The sequence below is a fragment of the Bacillus sp. JH7 genome (assembly GCF_001563515.1).
Taxonomy (GTDB): Bacteria; Bacillota; Bacilli; order Bacillales; family Bacillaceae_G; genus Bacillus_A; species Bacillus_A cereus.
On the sequence record NZ_LPUS01000001.1, the window covers coordinates 2,470,738 to 2,490,200 of the forward strand.

A 19,463-nucleotide genomic window follows, 5' to 3' on the forward strand; every position below is an offset into this window, starting at 1 on the left:
TTTTATTATTGTTTTACTGTAATAAGCTTTTCAGCAATGACTTTACGTAGTTCTTTTTTGCTGACTTTTCCGACTCCTGTTTGCGGGAATGCTTCAATAAATTCAATTCGATCTGGAATTTTATAAGCCGCTATACCACGTTCTCTTAAAAACATTTTTAATTCACTTACTGCTGGAACTTGTCCGCGAGCTATAACAAAAGCACAGGTGCGTTCACCTAAATAATCGTCAGGCATAGATACAATTGCTACGTCATGGACCGCATCGTGTGCTAATAGATGATTTTCAACTTCTTCCGCAGCAACTTTCTCACCACCGCGGTTAATTTGATCTTTATCTCTTCCTTCTACAATGATGTATCCTTGTTCATTTACTTTTACAAGATCACCTGTCCGATAAAATCCATCCTTTGTAAATGATCGTGCATTATGCTCTTCGGCTTTATAGTAACCACGAATTGTATATGGACCTCTTGTTAATAAACTACCTACTTCGCCAGGTTGTACATCGTTATCATTTTCATCAACAACTCGTACTTCATCGAGTGCAGACATTGGTCTACCTTGTGTATAAATAATAAATTCTTCCGGATCATCTAATCTTGTATAGTTCACTAATCCTTCCGCCATACCGAACACTTGCTGTAACGTACATCCAAATGTAGGACGTATACGTTTTGCAACCTCAGCGCTAAACTTAGCACCACCTACTTGAATAACCTCTAGGCTGGATAAATCGGCATTACGAGAAGATGCAGCATCAAGCCAAATCATTGCTAATGGCGGAACAAGCGCTGTAATTGTAACTTTTTCTTTTTCGATAAGAGCAAAGGCCTCATCTGGACTACCACCAGTTGCCAATACCACTTTTCCACCCGCATAGAAAGTTCCAAATGTCCCTGGAGAACTCATTGGGTAATTGTGTGCTACTGGAAGAACTGCCATATAGACGCTTTCTGCATTCAAATTACAAATTTCAGCGCTAACACGTAAACTATAAATATAGTCATCATGTGTTCTAGGAATTAATTTAGAAAGACCTGTTGTGCCTCCTGATAATTGGAGAAATGCAACATCACTTGGCTGAACTTCTGGTAATGAGACGGGATCCATATACAGATCATTTATGTTCACAAACTCTTCTTCTTCTCCCACTACAATTACATGTTGTAAAGTTGGCACTTTCTCTTTCACTTCTCTTGCTAATTTTCGATAATCAAAACCGAGAGCCTTATCTGAAATAACGTAAGCGCTCGCCTCGCCAAACTCACAAAAATAACTAATTTCACTGCTTCGATGTGAAGGTAGTGCAAAGACAGGAAGCGCTCCAATTCGAAATAGTGCAAAACATATTTCGAAAAACTCGATAATGTTAGGTAACTGGATTACAACTCTGTCCTCTTTCTTTATTCCTAAATTCAGTAAACCTGCTGCTAAACGATCTACCTTTTTATTAAGTTCACTATATGTTATATGCTTCTTACCACTTACAACCGCGATTCGATCTCCATATTTCTCAGCCCGCTCTCTTAACACTCCTCCAAATGTTTCACCAAGCCAACATCCTGCTTCTCGGTAACGATCGGCAAATTCTTTTGGCCATTCTGTATAACCTACTAGCATTCTTTCTTCCCCCTATTTTTCATTAAGTGAACTATCTCTTAACCCTAAAGCTTTTAGCATTGTTTGGAACTTAGCTGATGTTTCTGCTAACTCATCTTCTGGTTTTGACTCAGCAACAACTCCAGCTCCTGCATATAAACGAAGTGTATTTTCTTGTACTTCAGCACAACGAATTGTAACAATCCATTCTCCATCTCCATTTAAATCGCTCCATCCTAGCATTCCTGTAAAGAACTCGCGGTCAAATGGCTCAATATGCTGTATAGCTTCTCTTGCTTTTTCCATCGGAGTTCCGCAAACTGCTGGCGTAGGATGAAGGGCAATTGCTAATTGTAAAGAAGAAGTATTTGGATCCTTAAGTTCACCTTTCACTTCTGTAGACAAATGCCACATCGCTTCACTATGAATAACTGATGGCTTTTCTGGAACATGTAATGTATGACAATACGGACGAAGTGCAGCGGCAACCGCTTCAACTACTACCGCATGTTCATGTAAATCTTTTGGCGAAGAAAGTAATTCCTCTGCTCTTCTTTTATCTTCTACTGGGTCCTCACTACGTGGCCTTGAACCAGCTAACGGGTTAGAAATAACTTGCATACCATTACGTGAAACAAGTAATTCAGGGCTTGCTCCAATTAGCGTCTTACTGTTCTCTTTTTCATCTTTCGGTAAATTTACAGCAAATGTATAACCATGCTTATTATGCTCTGCTAATTCTCGCAGAAGTTTTTGCTTATCAATCTTTTCGGAAGATTTAACATCTAACGATCTGGATAGAACGATTTTCTTTAAATCACCGTCCTGTATTTTTTCAATTCCTTGCTTCACACCATTCATATAAACTTCAGGGTCTGGCACTGGTGTCATTTCAAATGTTACATTCTCATTTGTTTCAAGCTGATTTGTTGTATCCAATTGTAAACGCTCAGAAATTCTGCTATATTCTGGTACGATGAGTTGGACTTCTTTTCTACGATCAAATGGCAAAGCACCCACAACGATAGGATTTGGATTTCCAGCTTGTTTCGCATTACTTAATGTCGCTTGCACAAGCTCTGGGAAACTTTCAATTTCACGATACTTTACTGTAGTAAACTCTCCTTCTGCTAATATCGTTCGAGTTGGTGAAGCGAAAAAGAATGAAGATTCAGTCTTATAATCTTCTAAAAGTTTTTCTGACAATTCCTTTACAGCTATATGTTCATTCATAATATAATAACCTCCTGAATTTTTATTAAACTCCTAACGTAGCACCGCCATCAACACATAAATTGTGCATTGTAATATGACTTGCTCTATCTGAGGCTAAAAATAACACTGCTTCAGCAACTTCTGAAGGTTGTGCAATTTTTTGTAATGGAATTCCGAGTCTATATGTATTTTGAGAACCAGCAATTATATTTTTAGCTCCATTCTCATCAGCCCATAGTAATCTTTGCATCTCAGTTTCAGTAGAACCTGGAGAAACTAAATTGCAGCGTATATTGTATGCTGCAAGCTCTAGTCCTAAACATTTCATAAACATCGTCGTTGCGGCCTTTGACGCAGCATACGCAGCCATCTCCATTCTTGGCGTATTTGCCGCATTTGAACCGACTGTAACAATTGCCCCCGATTTTCTTAACATCATATTTTTACTTACCGCTCGGGACATATTGAAAACCCCTGTCGTATTTACAGAGAATGTTTTATTCCAATCTTCATCACTTAACGAATGAATTGGTCCCATACGTAAAACCCCTGCAACATTTATTAAAATATCTATTGGCGCTATTTCATTTGCAATATGATTTACCATGTCTTCAACAGCGGCGCTATCACTCACATCTAAACGAAACGTTTTCATACGTGTATTGTTTAATTCATTTTGATTTAAGAGTACATTTAACCCCTCTTCATTTTGATCAACCGCAATAACTGTGGCTCCTCTTTCTAAAAACATTTTGGCAACGACACTGCCTATGCCTTGTGCTGCACCTGTTACTAAAACTGTTTTCCCATCAAATTCCCCTAAGTTCATTTTCTCTATCCTTTCACATAAACATTAATTTCATTAAGTAACACCAATGATATTGATTTTCATTATCAGTTGTGTTGTAAAAAATAATACACTTACTAAACTAATTGGTCAAGTGCGCATTACTTTAAAATCCATTTTATTGATAATGTTTTTCATTTAACATCTTACACCGAAATGATAATGTTTCTCAATAAACTTGTCAATCTTTTTTTATTTTTCAGATAAACCATTTTAATGCTTCTTAATAAAATCATATGTAAACGCATTAAAAGTACTTATATTATAAATAAAATTCAAAGTCCTCTTTTTAAAATTGAAGAAACTAAACTAGAGATACGTTCATTTACAATGCTTTATGAAAAACTCAAGTATATATTTTCTCAATATTTTTCTGAAAATATATCTTACAAATACTAATGAATGTCTTTTTTGTCATTTAAGATTTAATATATATTTCGAATACGATGTATCAATTTATTGTATTTCAATATAATCCAAATAGGCATTTCACTCACTTTTACATCTATGAAAATCATAAAAGTAATTTAACCTTGTTAAAATAACTCATAAAAAAAGCATCCTAATTAATAGAATAGGATGCTTTTTCGTAATCATATTGTTATAGAAGATTTATATACTTATGCTACGCTGCGATACTCTTCTTCTTTTTCTTTTTTCTGCTTAGGTGCTTGAATTAAAATTGCGATAATGAATGACACGACACATAATACACCTATTACCATGAACGTTGGTTTGAATCCACCTAGAAGTGCACCGATAAAGGAACCTGCAAGCGCCCCAAATCCAAATCCTTGATACACAATTCCGTAGTTCTTACTATGGTTTTTCATACCGAAGAAATCACCAACAATAGCTGGGAAAATAGTGATATTTCCACCAAAGCAAAACGCTACACTTGCTACACATACGAAGTAAATACCATAATTTAAATCTACAAAACTTAGAACTAAGACTGAACTCGCCATAACAACAAAAGTACCAGTAACGATTTTTAAACGCCCAATTTTATCCGATAACGGTCCTAAAATGATACGACCTAATGTATTGAAGATTGCAACCATAGCCACCGCATTAGCTGCTGTTGCTGCGCTAAGTCCTACAAGTTGAACACCAATGTCTTTTACCATACCAATTAAGTATAAGCCACTCATACATGATGTAAATAACATGATAAATAATAAGTATACTTGTTTTGTGCCTAACATTTCTTTCGTTGTGTATTCCTCAGTTTTTGTTTCATGAACTGCTCCTTGATCTGCAGCTTGATGGATTAAACAAGCACCAATTACAATCATAGCTGTAACAATTAAACCCCAGTATATAAATGCTTGGGATACACCAACTGATTCAATCAACTGTGCGTTAACGTATTTAAAGATTAAGCTACCTGAACCATATGCAGAGACAGAAATACCAGCAATTAAACCTTTACGCTCTGGAAACCACTTTATTAAATTTGATAGTGAAGTGATATATGCTGTACCATCTGCATAACCTACAACAACTCCCGCTAGTACATAAAGTAATATTAGTGAGGATGCTTGTGAACTAAATATTAATCCTAGTCCTAATGCTAATCCAGCTATCATAATAAGTTTACGAAGTCCCCATTTTTCTTGCAATTTACTCGCAAATAAAGTTGAAAATGCTAAAGAAAGACTAGTAATTGAGAAAGTTATCGCAACAGCGTTAAGACTCCAACCATATTTACTAACTAAAGGCTGATTGAATAAACTCCATGTATATATCGTCCCAAGCCCCATTTGTACTATAACTGTGCCAAGGACAACAAGCCATGGATTAACAGTTGATTTTTTCATACCTTTCCGCCTCCTCTTTCTATTTCAATGCTATTCGCTAAATTTACTTTTTTTATGTTCATTTTGGTCACCTCTTTTGATTTAACACCTTCATTGTATAAGATGTTTTTGTTTATGTAAGCACTTACAAGACAGAGCGTCAAAAACGTAGAATCAGTTACAAAAAACGAAGGATGAAATACAAAAAACTACTGATTAAATACAATAGAAAAATTTTTTATACTTCAATCCACCTTATTTTTTATAAAATCACAAATTTTTTTCCAATAAATAAAACTAAATATTCACTAATATATCTATCCGTGGTTTAATATATATAATAAAAAAATATTTCTGTCTTTAATGAGGAGGTACTATGAAAGCAAACGTAGGGGATACTATACTTTTTCAACGAAATAATTTAAAGATTACAGGATCTGTATTAAAACTTTATACTGAATCGGTCTTAGTTGAAATTACAAATGTAAGCGGTGGTACTTTTGAATTTGATCGAACAATTGTAAATCATAAAAACTATAAAGTTTTAAATACAAATACATAAAACAACACAAAATAGCCCCTGCTCAACAGCAGGGGCTATTTTATATAAAAATATTTCACTAGTTTATATACCCTAAAACATTAACAATCTTACTCGCTTTTAAATTGTTAATATGATAATAAATTTCTAAACCTCTTCTCTCTGCTCGTAACACTTTACCCTTCATTTTTGATAAATGTTGTGAAACAGTAGATTGCGGAATATTCAGTAACTCTGTTAATTGTGTTACATTACAAGTTTTTCTCGTACTTAATTCATTTACAATTTGCAGTCGGATTGGATGCGCCATAATTTTTAAAATATCTACATCTTCTTCTGAAACTAAAGTTTTTCTCATTTCACTCGTATATGTTGTCATAAGACATTCCCCTTTTATATGAATTCCATATTCATAAGATCTATTTCCAAATTTTTTAAAACCCTTGATTAAAACTTTTATATAGAAATAAAAGGATTTTAAATTTTTGAAAACAGAACTTACATTCACTTTATTTATTTATTTATTTGGTACATATACATAATACAATGTTAATATGTGCTCTATGTGAAGTTCACATAAATTTATGATGAAGATTTACTTAGCCACTCGCATCCTACTCATCTAATTACCCACTGCATAAAATCATCAGTTATTTTAACACATTTTAGGCGTTTGTATATACTATTTATAAAACAACTTTTATAAAGGGGGGATTCATATGCCTACAGCGTTACAAGAAGAAGTCGAAGAAGCACGGGAAACATATGTCAGTCGTATCATCTTAGTTGGAGGATCCGCTTTATTTTTAGTAGGCGGAGTTATCTCAGCAATTTCAGCCTTTAAAACTTATAATCGTTTGGAGAATACGCCGCCTTCTACAGATAATTCATAGATATTTTATAAAATAAAACGTCGCCTCCAATATGAAGAGACGACGTTTTATTATTCATACATATGACACTAAAAGTATCGGTAGATTCCCTACTCCATTTTCTAAGCTTACTTCACCACAAACCTAGTCTGACTACACCCATCCTTCTGCTTCGTTACTTCTAATACAGCTGGCATTGCGTTTTTCAGCTCTTGAACGTGTGAGATGACACCGATAAATCGGCCTGATTTTTGTAAGTCAATTAAGGCATCTACCGCTTTCGTTAACGATTCTTCATCTAATGAACCGAACCCTTCATCGATGAACATCGTTTCGATGGAAATACCGCCTTCATATGCTTGAATGACATCTGCCATTCCTAGCGCTAGGCAAAGTGATGCGTTAAATTTCTCTCCACCGGATAGTGTTTTTACATCGCGTGTTTGGCCAGTGTATGCATCGTACACATCTAAACCTAATCCACTTTGACGGTTTCTTTTTTCAACTCGCTCACTTCGTTTTAAATAAAATTGTCCATTTGATAATTTACGTAGTCGTTCGTTTGCGATTTGAACAATTTGTTCTAAATACTCAATTAAGATGTAACGTTCAAATGATATACGACTTTCGTTATCACCTTTCATTACTTCATATAAATCAACAAGTTCTTGGAAGGCTTTTTCTTCCTCGTGAATTTGTTCGTCAATACGTCTAATGTTTTCATGTAAATCAGAAATATATGTTACCGCATTTTGCGCACGTTGACGTTTTTCTTTAATGATATCGAGATTAATTTCTAGTTCTTTTATGTGTTCACCTAAAGATGTAATATCCATATACTCTTTATCTTTTAATTCTGAGTTTAACTCTTCAATTTGTTTTGCAAGCACTTCAAGCGATGAATAATAACCTTGAATTTCTTTTTGTAACATCTCCATCTCGGGATCGCTTAATTTGGCTTTTTTATACGTGAATTCATCTGTAAACCCGCTTTGTTCTAGCTCTTTCATAAAGCGTGCGAAAGTCTCTTCTTTCTTTAATTTTGCACTTTCAAATTGATTAGAAGCACCTTTTTGTTCTGCTTGAATACGTATATTTTCATTTTGCCAATGCTGATACGCTTCCTGCACTTTCTTCCATTCGTCCTCCATTAACCTAAGTTCCTGCATAGCTTGGTCAAACTGTGCTTTCCAAGCTTGTACTGTTTGTAAGTTTTCTGGAATATTTCGTTTATCATGTTCATATGACGTACGAAGTTGCATACACTCCATTTCTGTACGGTGCTGCATTGTTTCCAATTCTCGTTTTTGTTTCTGAAGTTCTTCTATTTTTTCTTCTACGCTTTTCATGTTCGCAGCAATCTGCTTACGTGTTTCTTCACTTGCTTTTAACGTATTCACGTCTGCAGCTAATTGTTTTCCTTTTTGAACAAGTGCACTATATGTTTCAGCTAATTTTTCCGAATTGTAGCCGCGCTTCACAACTTCTTCTATCACTTGTTCATATTGTAGTCGATAGAAATTCCATTTCTCCTCTACTTGCACATGTAATTTTTCAGCAATGTTCTTCTTATCTCTTAAATCGTTTAACTCTCTTTCATCGATCACATTACTTTGCTCTGTAGCTTTTTGCGGATGATTCGTACTACCACATACCGGACAAGATTCACCGTCATGTAAATGAAGAGCTAATATACCAGCTTGTTCACTTAACCAGCGGCGCTCCATGTTTTCATATGCACGAACTGCCACTTGCATTTTATTAGTTGTCGCTTCTTTTTCTTGCTCGAATTTTTGTTTTTCTTGCCAAACATCATATGCTTGTTTTAAAACTTTTGCATCTTCTCGCATATTCGTTAGTTCTTCCACTTTAGCTACATATTGCTCAAGTGCTTGTTCTAATTGCTGCAATTCATCAGACATTCTCTGTTTTTGGTTTGTATGCTCTTCTAGTTGTTGATCTAACTTTTGCATACTTTCTTTTAATTTCCCTATTTGAATTTCGGCATTTTGTAAATTCAGCTTTCTCTCAGCTAATGATTCAATGATCGCTTGTAACTCTTCTAATCTTTGAACAAGCTTTTTAGCATCTTCTCTTTCAGCTTCTTTATTCTTTACTACTTCATACTTCTCCTTAGCAAGTTCAAAGCTGTTCATTATCTGTTCTTGTTTGACGATTATCTGTTTTAACAAACTTTCAGCTTTCTGCTCATTTTCCATCGCTTCTTCATACCATTGTTCAAATGGTAATAAGCGCTTTGCTTGTTCCGCACGTTTAAAGGATTTTTCTTTCCTTTCAATTGCTGCACGGTTCTCTTGTAAATTGTTATATTTCTCATTCTTTTGTTGTAAATCTATAAATTTCTCATTTACAGATTTTGCTGCATGAAAACGTGTTTCTGCATCCTTTAATTGCTTCGTTTGAACATCTTGTTCTACTTGTAATTGCTCAACCTCTGCCTTATACACGGTTGTTTCTTGTTCTAACGCTTCTACTACTTGATGCGTATTTACATGTTCTTGTGCCACTAATGTCTCTAATAATGCTCCATCACGGATTGGTAATTTAAAAACATTACGGAAATAGAGCTCTCTCTCTTTTTGTTTTTCTTGCAAGACGTCTTTCCATTGTTTTCGTTTTTGGTCAAGTAACTCACGCATTAATTTATAACGATCCGTTTTAAAAATACGACGTAAAATCTCTTCTTTGTTTTCCGTCTCAGATGTTAATAGTTTTCGGAATTCCCCTTGGGGTAACATAACAATTTGGCTAAATTGATGTTTACTTAACCCAATTAAATCTTCCACTTTTTTGTTTACGTCTGTTACATGAAAACGATCGACGGCTGGAACGTTTTCTCCATCAATAACTTCATATAATTCTACTGCATGTCCTGTAATAGTCTTATTCCCTTGTTTTTTATGTCCAAGTTGTCGTTTTATTTCATAGCGTTTCCCTTTTAACTGAAAGGTTAATTCAACACTTGTATAAACATTATCATCAGCAAATTGACTTCGAAGCATGCTCGTATCACTACGTTCTTCTCCACTAGCCTCACCATATAACACATAACAAATCGCATCAAAAATCGTTGTTTTTCCAGCTCCTGTATTCCCAGAAATAGCGAAAATACGATGTTCTCCAAGATCTTCAAAATCGATTATTTCTTTCTGTTTATATGGCCCGAATGCTGTCATAATAAGCTGAATCGGTCTCATCCTCGTTCACCTTCCCGTTCTTGCACTGTTTGTAATACATCTATAAATAGGCGTTCTTTCTCTTCTGATAAATCTAACCCTTTCATTTCTTTATAGAAAGCCTTTAAAAGAGATAAATCATCCGTTTTATGTCTTGAAACAGTTACTTCATTTGTATCTGTGAGTTCTCGTCTTTGCATCGCTCTTTCAACGTGCATTGCATTTGGATATACAGATCGTATTTTCTCCATTGGCTGTAAGACAGGGTTTTCGTCTAATAATTTTACAAATACGTAATCTTCACTTACTGGGTGCTGTAATAATTCATCTATTTTCGCTTCTACTGTTCGCATTTTACGACGTGGTGAAAGTAACCTTTTTTCAATTGCTACTTCACCAGTTTCATTCAGTTGTACAATGTAATAGCCTTTTTTATGTTTCTCTTCAGAAATTGAATAGGCAAGTGGTGAACCTGAATATCGAATCGTCTCATTACGTACGAAATGCGCTTGATGTAAATGTCCAAGCGCTGTGTAATGAAACTTATCAAAATAATGACTATTTACATATTCAGCACCACCAATTGAAAGTGGTCGTTCTGCATCACTTGTATTCTCCTCCGCTTCTCCTGAAGAAGTTACAAATGCATGTCCAACAAATACATGTCTAGCTTCTTTATCCATCGTTTCAGAGAGCTCATTCATAAAAATGCGCATCGCATCATCATGAGAACGTATGTCTTCATTTTTCAACACGTGCCTCACTATGCTTGGGTCTGCATACGGTATTAGATGGAAGTGAACCTCTCCATATTCATCATTTAGTACAACAGGTTCATACGGGAATTGAAATTGACCTGCAATATGTAATCCTTGTTTTTTCATTAAACTACTTCCAAAATGGATACGATCCGGACTATCATGATTACCAGCTACCGCAATAACTGGTGTTTGCAAATCAATAACTATTTTTTGCAGCACATCATTTAATAAGTCTACTGCTTCTGTAGGTGGAATTGCTCGGTCATATAAATCCCCTGCAATAATTACAGCATCTGGTTTTTCTTCTTCAACAGCCTGTACAAACTGATCTAATACAATCTTTTGGTCTTCAGTCATATACACGCCATGAACAAGCTTACCTAAATGCCAATCCGCTGTATGAAATAACTTCATATTTTTCTACTCCTTTTAATTTACTGATTTTAGTGAAACGAGTTGATAGTTTATTGTAGTTTTTCCGTTCTCCCACTCTAGCTTCAATATCGTTGCACTTCCAATTCTTTCTTCATTTGATTTATATAAAGGCAATATTTCTTGAACTGTAAATAAGTGATAACCATCCAATATTAATTGAAATATATTTTCTTCAATATGTAATCTTACTTCTTTTTCATTTGAAATAATTTTTGTGTGCATCTCAAATTTCATGATAGATACAACCCCTTTTTATAATCTCTACATTTTAATAGTATAGTGGCTATGCAAGATTGACAAGTACATACACAGCAAAGTACACACTTTTCTATTGTTATATGTTTTATGTATTTTATATAAAATACGGTATGTGAAATTTTATATTTTCCCCAAAATAAAAATGTCTATTATGACATCTTTATTTTTGTATAAAGTCTTTCATTACATAATATAAAACGGTAATTAAGACGATTGCGACGAAAAATGAGAACACTGCGACAATGTAGCCATCTTTATTTAATAAAATACAGAATGAAATAGATATTATAAAAATCGGAAATACGAGACGTACTTTATCCTTCACTTCTTCTGTCGTATCTGTATGATGAAAATACTGCGTTATTCCTATCATTAAAAAAGACAAAATAATAACCGACAATAGTAAAGGTCCTGGCATTCCGATTTCTCCTTTCTCTATTTCTAATTCAGTGTAAAATTTTTTATTACAATTGTACGATTTATTTTTTCTTCAAACACACTTTTAGAATTGATAATGAACATTTCACACCTATATAATAGCGCTTTTATCATTATAACTTCAAATAATTACACTTACAGTAATGTTGTAATATTCCCCCTCAGTCTCTGAAATCCTGCAAAGATAACTCGTCAAAATATGCAGTGACCAAATTAATATTTACCGTCAACTTTTGACAAAATTTATAAAGGACATTTCAGTACATATCAAGAATTAAGAATAAGAAGATATGTAAGGGAGGATGCATTATGACTGAACAAGTTTTATTTTCTGTTAGTGAAAACGGCGTTGCGACAATTACTTTAAACCGTCCAAAAGCACTTAATTCTTTATCTTATGACATGTTACAACCTATCGGACAAAAACTTAAAGAGTGGGAACACGATGAGCGTATTGCACTTATCGTGTTAAAAGGAGCTGGCACAAAAGGTTTTTGTGCAGGCGGCGACATTAAAACTCTTTATGAAGCGCGTTCCAATGAAGTGGCATTGCAACATGCAGGACGTTTTTTTGAAGAAGAGTATGAAATTGATACATATATTTATCAATATACAAAACCGATTATTGCTTGTTTAGATGGAATTGTAATGGGCGGTGGTGTCGGTCTTACAAATGGTGCGAAGTATCGCATTGTAACTGAGCGTACGAAATGGGCAATGCCAGAGATGAATATTGGCTTCTTCCCAGACGTCGGAGCTGCATATTTCTTAAATAAAGCGCCTGGATATACAGGACGATTCGTTGCTTTAACAGCATCTATTTTAAAAGCTTCTGACGTATTATTTATTAATGCTGCTGATTACTTTATGACATCTGATTCATTACCAAAGTTTCTTACTGAACTTGAAAGTGTAAATTGGCATAAAGAAGATGATGTACATACTAATTTAAAAGAAGTTATTCGTACATTTGCAACTGCTCCAAACTTAGAAAGCGAGCTCGCTCCTTCATTAGAAGTAATCAATTCACATTTTGCTTTCGATACAATTGAAGAAATCATCCATTCATTGGAGAAAGATGAAAGTTCCTTTGCTCTAAAAACGAAAGAAACACTGTTATCAAAATCCCCTATTTCACTAAAAGTAACATTAAAACAGTTTATTGATGGAAAAGATAAATCCGTTGAAGAATGTTTCGCTACGGACCTTATACTTGCTAAAAATTTCATGAGACATGAAGATTTCTTCGAAGGAGTACGCTCCGTTGTCGTTGATAAAGATCAAAATCCGAATTATAAATATAAACAGTTAAGTGACGTTTCAGAAGAAGATGTGAATCGTTTCTTTAACTTACTTAATGCATAAAATGAAATTGTCATGAGGGGATGTTTCGTTCATCCCCTACCTAACTTCTTTGCTTCAGCTAAATCTTGTGCGGTGAAAATCTTACTACCCGCAAATAGCGGTATAAAATCGAAGCTATATAGTAGTGTAATTACAGCTACTATATAGCCTTTTTTATTTAATTATTTTTCACAAAATTTAATTTTATTAAATCCATTTTTGTGCTACACTATTTTTAATCAAATATTCTAAAAATAAAAAGGAGGGGCGGCTATGATAGAAAATTATCTTCTTTTCATCATTATGTCTATTTGCCTTATCATTTTACCTGGTCCAGATACAGCAATGGCTACGAAAAATACATTGGCTGCTGGTAAAGTCGGTGGAGTGAAAACAGTGTTTGGTACATGTATTGCACTATTAATTCATACTTTAGCTGCTGTAATTGGTCTTTCTGCACTTATTGTAAAGTCAGCTCTATTATTTTCTATTTTCAAGTACGTCGGGGCTCTCTATTTAATTTATATCGGTATTAAAGCCCTTTTAGCAGTAAGAAACAAAGAAAACTTAGATACAAATGATCTATCTTTGAATAATGAAAACGAACATACTTCTTGCTTTCGCCAAGGATTTCTTACAAATTTATTAAACCCTAAAGTTGCAGTCTTCTTTTTAACTTTTTTACCGCAATTTTTAAATCCAAATCATAATACATTTATTCAACTTCTTGTAATGGGCCTTACTTACCTCGTTTTAACAGTCATTTGGTTTGCATTTTATATATTTTTAATTGATAAAATTAGTGCTTTTATGAAAAAACCGAAGACGCAGCGTTATATTCAAGGGCTAACAGGAGTCGTCCTAATTGGATTTGGTATTAAACTAGCTTTTGAAAAAAATAATTAACAAGACGAAAACCACCACTATTAATAGTGGTGGTTTCATTTAATAACTGATTTGGTTATTTACTCTATATTAAAACCAGCGCTCAGTTACAACTTTTTTACGTGTATAGAATTGAACGCCATCTGTACCATTTGTACCTAAATCACCAAAGAATGAAGCTTTATTTCCTGCAAATGCGAAGAATGCCATTGGTGCTGGAACGTTTACATTTACACCGATCATACCAGCATCGATGTTATCACGGAACGTTTGGGCATGTTTACCGTTTGACGTATAAATAACTGCACCATTTGCAAATTTAGATTGATTTGTTAGTTTAATACCTTCTTCTAAATCTTTAACTCGTACAATGCTTAATACTGGAGCAAAAATCTCATCTTGCCAAATTTTCATTTCTTGATTCACGCCATCAAAGATTGTCGCACCTACAAAGTAACCTTCTCCAACTTCTTCATTAATTTTACGGCCATCTACTAATAAAGTTGCCCCATCTGCTACACCGCTATTAATGTAGCCTAAAACGCGCTCTTTATGAGATTCACGGATTAATGGTCCAACATAGTTATCTTCGTTAAAGCCATCGCCTACTTTTAATTTTTTCGTTTCTGCTACTAATACATCAATGAATTCATCAGCAATTTCATCCACTACTGCTACTACTGAGCATGCCATGCAGCGCTCTCCACTACTTGCAAATGCAGATCCAATTACACCTTGTACTGTTTTCTCAAGATTGCAATCTGGCATTACAATCGCATGGTTTTTCGCACCTGCTAACGCTTGTACACGTTTTCCGTGTTTCGTACCTGTTTCATATACGTAACGAGCTACCGGCTCAGAGCCAACGAACGAAACAGCCTGAATATCTTTATTTTCTAAAATACTATTCACAACATCTTTTCCGCCTTGTACTAAATTTAATACGCCTTTTGGGAAACCTGCTTCATAGAATAATTCTACAAGTCGCTCCGCTAAAAGTGGCGTTCTTTCAGATGTTTTTAATACGAATGTATTACCGCAAGCAATTGCAAGTGGGAACATCCATAACGGAATCATCATCGGGAAGTTAAATGGCGTAATACCAGCAACAACTCCGATTGGGTAGCGCCAAATCGATCCATCAATTCCGCTAGCGATATTCGGAAGTGCTTGACCCATCATTAAATTTGGCGTAGATGTTGCAAGTTCTACCGCTTCAATACCACGCTGTACTTCACCTGTTGCATCCGTTAGCGTCTTACCATTTTCTAGCGTAATGATTTTTGCAAGCTCATCTTTGTTTTCTTGTAATAGCTGTAAATATTTATATAAATTTCTTGAACGATTTGGAACTGGTACTTTAGACCATGTTTCGAATGCTGATTTTGCCGCTTCAACAGCTTTTTCAACATCTTCTTTTGGAGATAGTGGAACGTAAGCGATAATTTTTCCAGTCGCTGGATTTGGAACTGCTTCTACTTCCGTACCTGTCGATTCAACCCACTCACCGTTAATGTGATTTTTTACTCGTTTAATTTCAGTTGTAATCATTGTATTCTCTCCTTTGTATAATTTATTTTTGATTAGAAATTAATTGCTCGCTAACTTTCTTATATAAAGCAGCCATATCGTTTTCACCATATCCAGCTTGACTCGCTTCGTCATATACGTTTAATAACATTTCGCTTACCGGTAAATGGAGTTCGCTTTCCTTAGCTAAGTCAACTGCAAATCCTAAATCTTTCTTCAATAAGTTCACAGTAAATCCTGGCTCGTAGTTTTCAGGTGCTATAAAACTTTTATAATTACGTTCATAAATTCTACTTTGACCGTAACTTACATTTAAAATATCAAACATTTTATCTAAATCCATATTGTTCTTTTTCGCTAATGTTAAAGCTTCACTCACACCAGCTGTATAAAAACCAATTAATAAGTTATTAATTAACTTAACAGTTGTACCACTATCAATCTGCTCACTAACGTGGAAAATGTTCGCGCCTAGTACGCCCATGATAGATTCCGTTTTCTCATATACTTCTTTTAATCCACCAACCATAAACGTTAATGTTCGGTTTTCGGCTCCGATTACACCACCGCTCACAGGTGCTGCTAAAAAGTCTACTTTCTTTTCCTTTGCAGCTTCCTCTAATTGTTTGTTTAACTGCGGCGATACCGTACTTGTATCAATGAAAACTATATTCGAGTGACCATTTTCAAATAATCCTTCTGCTCCAAAATATACCGCTTCAACAGCGCGAGGTGAAGGTAAACTTGTAAAAACTACATCACATGTTTCTGCTAGTTTTGAGATTGATAGACCGATAATTCCGCCTTCTTTTTCAAAGGACGCTTCCGCCTCTTTATTTAAGTCCACGCCATATACTGTGTAACCTGATTTAACTAGATTTTTTGACATTGGAAGACCCATGTTACCTAAACCGATAAAACCAATCTTTTTCATATCGCTTTCCTCCTATTTACACAATATATTTCCCACGATTTATAATAGCTTTCGCAATTTCTCTCTTCTTCGTAAATACGTTCGTGTATAAAGGTACTAATAATTGACGGATTTCAGCTAAAATCACATTTCTATCTTGTTCTTCTGTGACAGCTGCTGAAAGTACAGAAATCGCCGTTTCTTCTACTTTACGGTATCCTTCTTCACAAATAACATCCGTTATGAGTTGCTTCGTACGTTCTTTTTCCTCTCCATTTTTACGTACTGCTTTTCTCGTACGTAAAAACGCTGATTCCATGATGTACACGTCCGTCAACATATTTGATATTACACGTGAATATTCTTGTTCTTGGTCAATTTTTAGACCTGGAGTTTTAGAGAGCGTTTTCAAAGATTGTTTTAACAATTTTTTCGCTAATAAAATGTAACGATGGTTTCTTTCTACATTTGCTACATCACTTTCTACTTCAGTGTCTTCTAATTGTTCGATTTGCTTCATTAACATTTTAGCAACTGTTAATCTATTAATTTCGTTCGTTCCTTCAAAAATACGACTAATTCTTGCATCACGATATAATCGTTCTACCTCATACTCTTGCATATAACCGTAACCACCATGAATTTGTACAGCTTCATCTACGATATAAGCAAGTGTTTCAGAAGCATTTACTTTATTCAGTGCACATTCAATTGCAAATTGGGACATTTTCTTCATAAGATCTTCATCGCTCTCATGAATTGCTTCATCGATTACACCTGCTGTACGATAAGCTGCACTTTCGGCTCCATATGTAGCAATAATCATATTTGCAATTTTCTCTTGAATCATCGTAAAGTCTACTAATTCCGTTTGGAACTGTTTTCGCTCTTTTCCATATTGAACCGACAAACCAATTGCTTGTTTTGCTGTTCCAATATTTCCAAAAGCAAGTTTAAGTCTAGCAAAGTTAAGAATATTAAGGGCTACGTGATGCCCTTTCCCAACTTCCCCTAAAACATTTTCAGCAGGGATGACAACATCTTCTAAAATAAGAGTCGCTGTTGAAGAACCTTTAATCCCCATTTTCTTTTCTTCTAATCCAATAGATACACCTTCACATGTTCTTTCGACAATAAACGCTGTCATTCCTTTATTTGTCTTCGCAAAAACAACGTATACATCTGCCATATGAGCATTTGTAATCCATTGCTTCTCACCATTTAACTTCCAAGCTGTTCCCTCTTCATTCAATACGGCGCTTGTTTTTGCACTTAATGCATCCGAACCAGCATTTGGCTCCGTTAAAGCATAAGCCCCAATCCATTCTCCCGATGCGATTTTCGGTAAATATTTTTCTTTTTGCTCTTTCGTTCCATAATATATGTAAGGCAATGTACCGACACCAGCGTGTATATTAAAAGAAACGCTAAACGCACCAGCGTAACCCATTTTCTCTGCTACAAGACCTGAGACAGCCTTTCCTAACTCGAACCCGCCATAATCTTCTGGTACCTCAATGCCTAATAATCCAAGTTCCCCAGCTTTCTCAAATAATTGACGAGAAACTTTATAGTTATGTTGTTCAATATTCTCCATTTGTGGAACAATTTCTTGTTTAACGAATTGTTCTGTCGTTTTTGCGATTAAATCTTCATCACCTGAAAAATCTTCTGGTGTAAAGTAAGTATGATTTATATCTTTATTAAGTGAAAAAAATTCATCCCATGGTAACTTCGTTTTCTCCATATGTATCCCCCTATCATTCGGCTTTCATAGCTTTTTGCTTATGCTCGTCTACGATGAGTGGAATATCTTTTTTGAAAATAGAAGGCGATGATTTTTCACATCAAGCATTTTATTTTGCCAAAGATGTATTTTCATCGCCTTCGCTGCTTTATCTATTGATCTTCTGATAATACTGTTTTTGCAATACCAGTATCTAACTCTTCAAAGTCATGATATGAAATTGTTTCGTATAATTCACTTCTCGTTTGCATATTAGAAAGTGCATCTTTTTGAGAACCTGTTTCTTTAATTAAAGCAAACACATTTTCATATGCTTTCGCTGCAACGCGAAGTGAAGTTACAGGATAAATAACCATTTGGAAGCCCATATTCGCAAATTCCTCTGCACTATAATATGGAGTTTTTCCGAATTCAGTCATATTCGCAAGCAAAGGTGCATTTACCTTACTATTAAATAGACGGAATTCTTCCTCTGATTGAAGCGCTTCAGGGAAAATTGCGTCTGCACCTGCTTTTACATATGCATTTGCTCTTTCAATTGCTTCATCTAATCCTTCAACGCCGCGAGCATCAGTACGTGCTACAATGTATAAGCTCGGTGCAACTTCTTTAATCGCTTTAATTTTTTGAACCAATTCTTCTGTAGTAACAAGTTTCTTACCATTTAAATGTCCACATTTTTTTGGTAATTGCTGATCTTCAATTTGGACAGCTGCTACTTTCGCTTCCACCATTTCTACAGCTGTTCTCGCCACATTTAGTACACCACCAAATCCTGTATCAATGTCAACAAGAACAGGTAAGTCTGTAGCTCTTACTAAATCTCTTGCTCTCTCAGCCACTTCAGTAGACGTCACGATACCTAAATCTGGTAATCCTTTACTTGCAGTATAAGCAGCTCCTGATAAATAAAGAGCTGAAAAACCTGTATTTTTTGCAACAAGAGCTGCCATTGCATCATGAGCACCTGGAATTTGCAAAATTTCATTTGCTTCTACTAAAGCTCGGAATCGATTCGCAAGCTCCTCTTGTGTTGACTGCTTTTTCACAACCCAAGCCATTCTAAATTCCCCCTAT

17 protein-coding genes are annotated in these 19,463 nt (G+C 35.0%); 4 read left to right on the forward strand and 13 right to left on the reverse strand.

Translation table 11 applies throughout. The features are described 5' to 3' along the window. Positions 1 to 5: 5 nt before the first annotated feature. From AU379_RS12330 to AU379_RS12345, 4 genes are all read right to left on the reverse strand, one after another. On the reverse strand, positions 6 to 1,622 hold the full coding sequence (locus AU379_RS12330; RefSeq protein ID WP_061139325.1) for a (2,3-dihydroxybenzoyl)adenylate synthase: 1,617 nt from the start codon (positions 1,620 to 1,622) through the stop codon (positions 6 to 8). 12 nt (positions 1,623 to 1,634) lie between these two features. Next, the gene (gene dhbC / locus AU379_RS12335; protein WP_061139326.1) at positions 1,635 to 2,834 is read right to left on the reverse strand and encodes an isochorismate synthase DhbC; all 1,200 of its coding nucleotides are present in this window, start codon (positions 2,832 to 2,834) and stop codon (positions 1,635 to 1,637) included. 25 nt (positions 2,835 to 2,859) lie between these two features. After that, the gene (dhbA, locus tag AU379_RS12340) at positions 2,860 to 3,645 is read right to left on the reverse strand and encodes a 2,3-dihydro-2,3-dihydroxybenzoate dehydrogenase (protein ID WP_001048430.1); all 786 of its coding nucleotides are present in this window, start codon (positions 3,643 to 3,645) and stop codon (positions 2,860 to 2,862) included. A 638-nt stretch (positions 3,646 to 4,283) separates the two neighbouring features. After that, positions 4,284 to 5,486: an OFA family MFS transporter gene (locus tag AU379_RS12345; protein WP_000750119.1), complete on the reverse strand. Its 1,203-nt coding sequence runs from the start codon at positions 5,484 to 5,486 to the stop codon at positions 4,284 to 4,286. A 355-nt stretch (positions 5,487 to 5,841) separates the two neighbouring features. Between AU379_RS12345 and AU379_RS12350 the strand changes: the two genes are divergently transcribed. Next, positions 5,842 to 6,027 carry a YkvS family protein gene (locus tag AU379_RS12350; protein ID WP_000646793.1) on the forward strand — a complete coding sequence of 62 codons (186 nt, stop codon included), beginning with the start codon at positions 5,842 to 5,844 and terminating at the stop codon, positions 6,025 to 6,027. A gap of 58 nt (positions 6,028 to 6,085) precedes the next feature. Here AU379_RS12350 and AU379_RS12355 read toward each other — a convergent pair whose 3' ends face one another. Next, positions 6,086 to 6,385 (reverse strand): metalloregulator ArsR/SmtB family transcription factor, encoded by a 300-nt coding sequence (locus AU379_RS12355; protein WP_000214801.1) that lies wholly within the window; start codon positions 6,383 to 6,385, stop codon positions 6,086 to 6,088. A 340-nt stretch (positions 6,386 to 6,725) separates the two neighbouring features. On the opposite strand from AU379_RS12355, the gene AU379_RS30580 reads away from it, so the two are divergent. Continuing rightward, a complete protein-coding gene (locus AU379_RS30580; RefSeq protein WP_001141667.1) occupies positions 6,726 to 6,899 on the forward strand; it encodes a hypothetical protein in 174 nt (57 codons plus the stop codon). Positions 6,900 to 7,006: 107 nt separating this feature from the next. Here the strand turns inward: AU379_RS30580 and AU379_RS12365 are convergent, their stop codons facing one another. The 4 genes from AU379_RS12365 to AU379_RS12380 form a co-directional block, all read right to left on the reverse strand. Continuing rightward, positions 7,007 to 10,096 carry an SMC family ATPase gene (locus AU379_RS12365; protein ID WP_061139327.1) on the reverse strand — a complete coding sequence of 1,030 codons (3,090 nt, stop codon included), beginning with the start codon at positions 10,094 to 10,096 and terminating at the stop codon, positions 7,007 to 7,009. Then, positions 10,093 to 11,250 (reverse strand): exonuclease SbcCD subunit D, encoded by a 1,158-nt coding sequence (locus AU379_RS12370; protein ID WP_000765146.1) that lies wholly within the window; start codon positions 11,248 to 11,250, stop codon positions 10,093 to 10,095. Before AU379_RS12370 ends, AU379_RS12365 begins: the two co-directional genes overlap by 4 nt. 15 nt (positions 11,251 to 11,265) lie before the next feature. Then, entirely contained in the window at positions 11,266 to 11,505 is a 240-nt protein-coding gene (locus tag AU379_RS12375; RefSeq protein ID WP_000667346.1) for a DUF2584 family protein, read from the reverse strand. 184 nt (positions 11,506 to 11,689) lie between these two features. Then, positions 11,690 to 11,947 (reverse strand): hypothetical protein, encoded by a 258-nt coding sequence (locus tag AU379_RS12380; protein ID WP_001119404.1) that lies wholly within the window; start codon positions 11,945 to 11,947, stop codon positions 11,690 to 11,692. A 329-nt stretch (positions 11,948 to 12,276) separates the two neighbouring features. Here AU379_RS12380 and AU379_RS12385 point away from each other — a divergent pair, with 329 nt between their 5' ends. Then, positions 12,277 to 13,332 (forward strand): enoyl-CoA hydratase/isomerase family protein, encoded by a 1,056-nt coding sequence (locus AU379_RS12385; protein WP_061139328.1) that lies wholly within the window; start codon positions 12,277 to 12,279, stop codon positions 13,330 to 13,332. A 252-nt stretch (positions 13,333 to 13,584) separates the two neighbouring features. Continuing rightward, entirely contained in the window at positions 13,585 to 14,217 is a 633-nt protein-coding gene (locus AU379_RS12390; RefSeq protein WP_000572345.1) for a LysE family translocator, read from the forward strand. A gap of 69 nt (positions 14,218 to 14,286) precedes the next feature. Here the strand turns inward: AU379_RS12390 and AU379_RS12395 are convergent, their stop codons facing one another. The 4 genes from AU379_RS12395 to prpB form a co-directional block, all read right to left on the reverse strand. Further along, positions 14,287 to 15,747: a CoA-acylating methylmalonate-semialdehyde dehydrogenase gene (locus tag AU379_RS12395; protein ID WP_000633363.1), complete on the reverse strand. Its 1,461-nt coding sequence runs from the start codon at positions 15,745 to 15,747 to the stop codon at positions 14,287 to 14,289. Between the two features lie 22 nt (positions 15,748 to 15,769). After that, on the reverse strand, positions 15,770 to 16,660 hold the full coding sequence (locus AU379_RS12400; protein ID WP_000719406.1) for an NAD(P)-dependent oxidoreductase: 891 nt from the start codon (positions 16,658 to 16,660) through the stop codon (positions 15,770 to 15,772). Positions 16,661 to 16,676: 16 nt separating this feature from the next. Further along, positions 16,677 to 18,386: an acyl-CoA dehydrogenase family protein gene (locus tag AU379_RS12405; protein WP_044584428.1), complete on the reverse strand. Its 1,710-nt coding sequence runs from the start codon at positions 18,384 to 18,386 to the stop codon at positions 16,677 to 16,679. Between the two features lie 152 nt (positions 18,387 to 18,538). Continuing rightward, on the reverse strand, positions 18,539 to 19,447 hold the full coding sequence (prpB, locus tag AU379_RS12410) for a methylisocitrate lyase (protein WP_000312639.1): 909 nt from the start codon (positions 19,445 to 19,447) through the stop codon (positions 18,539 to 18,541). Positions 19,448 to 19,463 lie beyond the last annotated feature (16 nt).